Origin of the sequence: Psychrobacillus sp. OK028 (assembly GCF_900103605.1) — a bacterium.
Taxonomy (GTDB): Bacteria; Bacillota; Bacilli; order Bacillales_A; family Planococcaceae; genus Psychrobacillus.
The window spans coordinates 186,479-193,515 of sequence record NZ_FNHY01000009.1 but is presented as its reverse complement, the minus strand read 5'-3'; the positions used below and the strand labels follow the sequence as shown (position 1 = coordinate 193,515).

Below are 7,037 nucleotides of genomic sequence, written 5' to 3'. Positions count from 1 at the left end.
TTGATAATACAGCCATCCTACACACGCTCCCTTAACTTTCTTTTAGTATGAGGTTCGTGTTTTAACATGTCCACTTTTTATGCTAACTCTAAAAGTGCACAAAATTCCAACTAACTCCGTTCGGTCGCTCCTTTTACCTCAAATCCACACTCCATTTTCCGTGTTTAAAACAAAATATCTCTCAAAAAGAGGAAAAACCAACAAGTTGACGAAAATGAATAAATAGTATAAAATTCTATTAATTCATCTTGTTAGTTCTCTAGTGTGTTAAAGTGAAATTAGGAGTGGTAAAATGAGCAAAATTCAAATGTTTGAAAAGCCTCTTGGAATGAGAGATTCATTTCCAGAAGTAAACGAACAAAAAGAATACATACGATCGACGGCAAGAGATTTCATACGAAAAAAAGGGTACGACTTTATAAAAACACCTTCCGTGGAGTATTTTGAAACAATTGGAAAGGCATCTGCGATTGATGAATCGTCTTTGTTTAAACTAGTGGACAATCAAGGCGAAATGCTTGTATTACGTCCTGATATGACAACACCTATTGCTAGAATAGCAGCTTCTAAGCTATTAAAGGAAAAAAATCCGCTACGCTTAGCGTACTATGCAGATGTATTTCGTGCACAGCAACGTGAAGGGGGAAGACCGGCAGAGTTTGAGCAGCTAGGGCTGGAACTTATCGGGGATTTTAGTCCATATGCAGATAGTGAAATAATCTATACAGCAATAGAACTATTGAATGCTTTAGGTGTAGAAAGTTTCCGGATAACGATTGGACATGCTGAGATTTTAACTGCCTTCTTAACGAATAACACGGATAATCTAGAGCAAGTTGAAATACTTAGACAATTATTAGTAGAGAAGAACTTAGTTGGTTTCTCTCAAAAGTTAGAAAGCATGAACTTACAACAAGAACAGAAAGAAAGACTTATTAAAATAATTGATTATACAATAGATTCCAATGTTTTTTCGTATTTCCGTCAGTTCCTAAATGACGATCAGCAATATTTGCTTGATCAGGTTGAGGAACTGCAAAAACTACTTGAATTCCAATTAAATGATTATTCGATTGTATCGTTTGATTTTTCATTAGCGAGTCATATGAGCTATTATACAGGCATGCTGTTTGAAATCCATGCGGCAGGTAGTGGTTTCTCCATTGGAAATGGTGGCCGCTATGATGAGTTATTTAAACAGTTCGATGAAAAGGTAGGAGCTACAGGATTTGGAATTCGAGTCGACAGATTATTAGAGGTATTACCGAAGATTAGCGTAAATGAAAAGCATACACTGCTTTTATTTGATAAAGGATCTTTTTCTAAAGCAAATGTATTAGCGGAAGCTAGAAGAAACGCTGCGGAGCGCGTGACTTTGCAATTTGTGGAAAGTGTAAATGATGTTGCGGCGTTTAAACAAATTTTCGATGAAGTGATTATCGTGTCCGAAGGTGGTTCTTTCCGTGAATAAGTTAACAATTGCTATGCCAAAAGGGCGTATTTTCGAAGAAGCATATAAACTATTTGTAGAGGCAGGATTTAACTTGCCTAAAGAGATTAGTGATTCGAGAAAGTTAATAGTCGAAGCTCCTAATGAACGTATTCAATTTATATTGGCGAAACCGATGGATGTACCTGTATACGTTGAACATGGTGTAGCGGATATAGGTATTGCGGGGAAAGATGTATTATTAGAGCAGCACCGCGATGTCCATGAACTATTGGATTTACAGATAAGTAATTGCTATATTGCAACTGCGGGTCTTCCGAAGACGAAGATGAATGAGATTGCTCCACGTGTAGCAACAAAGTATCCAAGAATTGCTACAAACTTTTATAAGGAAAAAGGAGAGCAAGTGGAAATCATTGAGTTGAATGGATCAATTGAGCTTGCCCCAATGATTGGTCTCGCTGATCGTATTGTCGACATTGTTTCCACGGGACAGACGCTTAAGGAAAATGGTTTAGTGGAATATGAGAAAATCGTTTCTATCTCCTCACGATTAATCGTCAATCCTGTAAGCTATCGTGTAAAAAGTGAACGTATAAATGCATTTATAGCCCAATTAAAAAATGAATTGAATAAAAGGTAGGGAACCCTATGAAAATAGAAAAGCTTACAAATACCATTTCATTGTTACGTTCAGTCGAACAAGAAAGTCCCGATTATTTAACGACTGTCCGTGAAGTAATCGCAGATGTACGTCAAAATGGCGATCAAGCCCTTTTGCGTTATACAGAAAAATGGGATGGTGCAAAACTTGCATCACTGAAAGTCACTAAAGAAGAAATAGTTGAAGCGTACGCTAATTTTGATAAACAATTGATAGCTGACTTGGAAGAGGCTGCTGTTAATATTAGAGCATTTCATACGGCTCAGATTCGCGAGCAAATCGACTTCCCTTTAGCCAAAAATTCTTATATTCAATATAAAATATCACCTTTAGATGCAGTTGGTTTATATGTGCCAGGTGGGACCGCAGCTTATCCTTCTTCCGTATTAATGAATGCAATACCGGCATTAGTAGCTGGAGTAGAGAGAGTGGTCATCGTATCCCCTCCATCTAAGGACGGCAAACTACCTGACTCAGTATTAGTGGCAGCACATATAGCTGGCATTACAGAAATATATAAAGTTGGTGGAGCTCAAGCGATAGCAGCACTTGCTTACGGTACTGAAACGATCAAAGCGGTAGATAAAATCACAGGCCCGGGGAATAGTTTTGTTGCACTTGCCAAAAGAGAGGTGTTTGGGAAAGTTGCAATCGATATGATAGCAGGTCCAAGTGAGATAGCGATCATTGCAGATGATACAGCCTATGCGGATGAAGTAGCAGCAGATCTTCTTGCGCAAGCAGAGCATGATCGATTTGCAAGTTCTGTTTTAATTACAACCAGTCCATCTCTTGCTGAACAAGTTTCAATAGAAGTAGAAAAACAATTGAAGCTTCTTCCTAGAGAAGAAATTGCTCGTGCCTCTATCGAAAACTTCGGTTGTATCTATATTGCAGAATCAATGGAGCAAGCGTTAATTGCAGTGAATGAGCTAGCACCGGAACATTTGGAAATTATTACGGAGCAGCCCGAAGAACTCAGTAAAAAGGTAAAGCATGCAGGAGCTATTTTTATCGGTAGATTCAGTAGCGAACCAGTAGGCGACTATTTTGCTGGTACGAATCATGTACTTCCGACAAATAGCACCGCTAGATTTTCGAGTGGCTTATGTATTGACGATTTCGTGAAGAAAACAAGTGTCGTATATTATTCAAAAGAAATGTGGGAAGAGCAATATCCTAAAATTGCTCGCCTAGCAAGACTAGAGCAACTAGAAGGACATGCCAGATCAGTCGAGTCAAGAAGCTGGGAGAAGGGGGATTCACAATGACAAATAAAAGAGCTGCTAAAATAGAAAGAATGACTAACGAAACAAAGGTATGGGTTGAGATAGATTTAGATGGTGAAGGAAAAGCGGAAATAGATACAGGTGTCCCGTTTATGGACCATATGTTGGATCTGTTTACAAAGCACGGTCTATTTGATGCTTCTATTAAAGCTAAAGGAGATACATATATCGATGATCATCATACAACAGAAGATATCGGTATTGTTCTTGGGCAAGCAGTAAAAGAAGCATTAGGAGATAAAAGGGGTATTAAACGCTACGGAAATGCTTTTGTACCAATGGATGATGCACTGGCACAAGTAGTCATTGATATATCCAATCGACCGCATCTTGAGTTCCGAGCGCAGTTTCCGACGCAAAAAGTTGGCAATTTTGATACAGAGCTTGTTCATGAATTCCTATGGAAATTCGCTTTGGAGGCACGTATGAATGTCCATGTAATTGTTCATTATGGTGCAAATACACATCATATGATTGAAGCGATTTTCAAAGCATTGGCTCGAGCAATTGATGATGCTATTACAAAAGATGATCGAGTGAAGGGTGTTCCTTCTACAAAAGGTCTACTTACATAAGAAGGAGAGAATAATATGACGTCTATTCAAGTCTACCCAGCGATTGACATGAAAGGTGGAAAATGTGTCCGCCTTTATCAAGGGGATTATGAACAAGAAACTGTTTATGGGGATTCTCCATTCGATATGGCTAAAAAGTTTGCAGATGAAGGAGCAACTTGGATTCATTTAGTAGATTTAGATGGAGCAAAAGACGGCAAGAAAATCCATGCCGACGAAGTCATTCGTATTGCAAAGGAACTTCCAGTTAGCGTTCAAATTGGGGGAGGAATTCGTACGAAAGAAGACGTTCAGTTTTATTTGAATAACGGTGTAAATCGTGTCATTATTGGAAGTTTGGCTATTTCGCAGCCTGACCTAGTGGTTGGTTTAATCGAAGAATTTGGCGGGGATAGAATTGTTATTGGGCTAGATGCAAAGGATGGAATGGTAGCAACACATGGTTGGCTAGAAACCTCCACACAATCTGCCGTTGAAGTAGGTCAATATTTTGCCTCTAAAGGAGCCAAGCATGTTATCTTTACGGATATTGCAACAGATGGAACGCTACAAGGTCCCAACTTATTGGCAAACAAAGAACTAGCAGATGAAACTGGACTGTCGATAATTGTATCAGGTGGTATTAGTTCCTTGGAAGACATTGCTGCAGTAGCATCATTAGCAGAAACGACTACAGTTGCTGGTGTTATTACGGGGAAAGCCTTATACAATAAACGATTTACACTAACTGAAGCTTTACAAGAAGCATCTAAATAAGTAAACAACCATTCGTAAGGATCGAAAGAAAGAGGAGTGAACGATCATGGCTAATTTAAAATACGATGAAAAAGGCTTAATACCTGTAATCGTCCAACATGCAATTACAAGAGAAGTGTTAACACTTGCTTACATGAACGAAGAGGCCTATTCGAAAACAGTAGAAACTGGGGAAACTTGGTTTTTTAGCCGTAGCAGACAGGAGCTTTGGCATAAAGGAGAAACTTCAGGGAATACGCAAAAAGTAGTTTCAATTAAGGCGGATTGCGATTCAGATGCATTAGTAGTTGAAGTACTACCAGCTGGTCCGGCATGCCATACGGGTGAAAACACATGCTTCCATAACACATTAGAAAAAATGGATAACACGGTGGGCTACAATACGATTACAGCTCTTATTAATGTTATTGAAGAAAGACAGCAGTCCATGCCTGAAGGTGCATATACGACGTATCTATTTGAAAAAGGTGTAGATAAAATTTGTAAAAAGGTTGGAGAAGAAGCTGCCGAGGTTATAATTGCTTCCAAAAATAATGATGGAGAAGAGCTGAAATGGGAAGCAGCGGATTTGCTATATCATCTGTTAGTTCTTTTACAAAACCAACAAGTTAGCTTCTACGACCTACTCCAAGTATTACAGAAAAGACATGAAGCTAAAGCAGATAAAAATTAAATATATGTGATATACTGAAGGATATACTAATTAGGGACGTTTACTTAAACGTTCCTTATTATTTTTCGGAGGATTATGTTGAATAAAAAAAGTAAAAAAGTTCTTAAAGAAAATATAATTTCATTTTTACCTACAGGTGAATACTATTATAAAAAAGCTTTAGACGAACTACAAAAAGAACAATATGAAAAAGCACATAAATATTTAAAAAGAGCAGCTGAACTAAGTCCTAATGATCCCATGATCTTATTACAATATGCGATATTACAAATGGAAATAGATAACTTTGAACTAGCTCATGAGCTATTGAGAAGTGCTTATGCAATGGACCAAAATGAATCTGAAATTATTTTCTTTTTGGCAGAAGTAAACGCCCATCTCGGTAACTTTGTCGAGGCCAATAAATTTGCTAGCATGTACTTAGAGATGGATATTCAAGGCGAATATACAGAAGAGGCAATGGAGATTGTAGATTTCACAGAGCAGGAGGACATCGTGTCACTCCAAGCAGATTCACCCTCTAGTGAAGCGTTATTTTTACAGGAAAAATCGAGACGTTTGATGGAACAAGGAAAGTTTGCTGAGGCTGTAGAATTATTAGAGTCGATCGTAGTGGATCATCCAGATTTTTGGGCAGCATTTAATAATTTAGCACTCGCCTATTTTTATATCGGCGAAGAGGAGCAAGCAAAGGCGTTACTACATGATGTACTCAATGAAAATAGAGGGAATATCCATGCATTATGTAATTTAGCTGTCATTCATTATTATGAAAAAAATGAAGATGAGCTACAACAAATCGTAGAAATTTTAACTAAAATAAACCCTTATTTTGTGGAACATCGCTACAAGTTAGGTGCAACATTTGCGTTAATAGGCAAGTATGAACAGGCATTTAAGTGGCTAAGAAGTTTGCAGAGAAAAGGCTTTGAAGGAGATCCAGGATTTTATTTTTGGCTGTCTCATTCAGCTTATTTTTCTGGTCATGAAGAGGTTGCTAAAAATGCTTGGAAGGCACTATTGAAACTAGATCCAGAAAAAGCCGGTTTTGAACCTTGGCTACCAATAAAAAGTGAATCAGATGATGCTGCTTCTAAAATTCAAAAGGAATATATTTTAGAAAAGATAGAGCATAAGCACGTGAGCGAACGTATTTATGGATTTTATTTGTTAGGAAAGTCTAAGCATCGTCAAGAAATAATCTCACATCCAAAATGGATTGTTGTAGATGATTTAACAACGATGGAAAAACTTTTCCTTGCCAACTCTTTAGGGCATGACTTTGATGGTAAATCACCTGCAGAAAAAGCTTTCTTAAAAGCAATTGCTGCAACGGACCTATTGTATGATAAATATAAGCCTTTAGAGCATGAAGATGCATTTCTATTTCAAATGTGGTTTGTATTAGTAGAACGTGCACTTGAAAAAGGCTATGATTTCAAAAATCCCCGTGCTTTAGCAGCGGCAACGGAGTATATGTTTGAATCGTCACGTTCTAAAAATGTGACGAAAAAGTATTATGCCGAGCAATACGGTATTACTACTAATACATTAACTAAATATATTAACGAGCTTATGCAATTTTTGCCTCTTTTTGATGCATAGGCAAAAAAGTTGAAGCTTAAGAAAA

General features: G+C 37.7%; 7 protein-coding genes. All 7 read left to right on the top strand.

Annotated elements, in window-relative coordinates; genetic code table 11:
- Positions 1 to 292: 292 nt before the first annotated feature.
- The 7 genes from BLR36_RS15750 (at position 293) to BLR36_RS15720 (ending at position 7,012) form a co-directional block, all read left to right on the top strand.
- Positions 293 to 1,471: an ATP phosphoribosyltransferase regulatory subunit gene (locus tag BLR36_RS15750; RefSeq protein ID WP_093062697.1), complete on the top strand. Its 1,179-nt coding sequence runs from the start codon at positions 293 to 295 to the stop codon at positions 1,469 to 1,471.
- A complete protein-coding gene (gene hisG / locus BLR36_RS15745) occupies positions 1,464 to 2,093 on the top strand; it encodes an ATP phosphoribosyltransferase (RefSeq protein WP_093062696.1) in 630 nt (209 codons plus the stop codon). The genes BLR36_RS15750 and hisG overlap by 8 nt, the downstream gene beginning before the upstream one ends.
- Positions 2,094 to 2,101: 8 nt before the next feature.
- Positions 2,102 to 3,385: a histidinol dehydrogenase gene (gene hisD, locus BLR36_RS15740; RefSeq protein ID WP_093062695.1), complete on the top strand. Its 1,284-nt coding sequence runs from the start codon at positions 2,102 to 2,104 to the stop codon at positions 3,383 to 3,385.
- Positions 3,382 to 3,978, top strand: coding sequence for an imidazoleglycerol-phosphate dehydratase HisB (gene hisB / locus BLR36_RS15735; protein WP_093062694.1), 597 nt, complete (start codon positions 3,382 to 3,384; stop codon positions 3,976 to 3,978). The genes hisD and hisB overlap by 4 nt, the downstream gene beginning before the upstream one ends.
- A gap of 15 nt (positions 3,979 to 3,993) precedes the next feature.
- Entirely contained in the window at positions 3,994 to 4,734 is a 741-nt protein-coding gene (gene hisA, locus BLR36_RS15730) for a 1-(5-phosphoribosyl)-5-[(5-phosphoribosylamino)methylideneamino]imidazole-4-carboxamide isomerase (RefSeq protein ID WP_093062693.1), read from the top strand.
- Between the two features lie 46 nt (positions 4,735 to 4,780).
- The gene (gene hisIE / locus BLR36_RS15725) at positions 4,781 to 5,407 is read left to right on the top strand and encodes a bifunctional phosphoribosyl-AMP cyclohydrolase/phosphoribosyl-ATP diphosphatase HisIE (protein WP_093062692.1); all 627 of its coding nucleotides are present in this window, start codon (positions 4,781 to 4,783) and stop codon (positions 5,405 to 5,407) included.
- Positions 5,408 to 5,485: 78 nt separating this feature from the next.
- Complete coding sequence (locus BLR36_RS15720; protein ID WP_254771427.1) at positions 5,486 to 7,012, top strand: tetratricopeptide repeat protein; 1,527 nt, start codon at positions 5,486 to 5,488, stop codon at positions 7,010 to 7,012.
- Positions 7,013 to 7,037: the final 25 nt, after the last annotated feature.

Excerpts from the sequence above, each read along its gene's own strand:
- hisB (WP_093062694.1), top strand. The coding sequence starts at position 3,382 with ATGACAAATAAAAGAGCTGCTAAAATAGAAAGAATGACTAACGAAACA.
- BLR36_RS15750 (WP_093062697.1), top strand. The coding sequence starts at position 293 with ATGAGCAAAATTCAAATGTTTGAAAAGCCTCTTGGAATGAGAGATTCA.
- hisIE (WP_093062692.1), top strand. The coding sequence starts at position 4,781 with ATGGCTAATTTAAAATACGATGAAAAAGGCTTAATACCTGTAATCGTC.
- hisD (WP_093062695.1), top strand. The coding sequence starts at position 2,102 with ATGAAAATAGAAAAGCTTACAAATACCATTTCATTGTTACGTTCAGTC.
- hisA (WP_093062693.1), top strand. The coding sequence starts at position 3,994 with ATGACGTCTATTCAAGTCTACCCAGCGATTGACATGAAAGGTGGAAAA.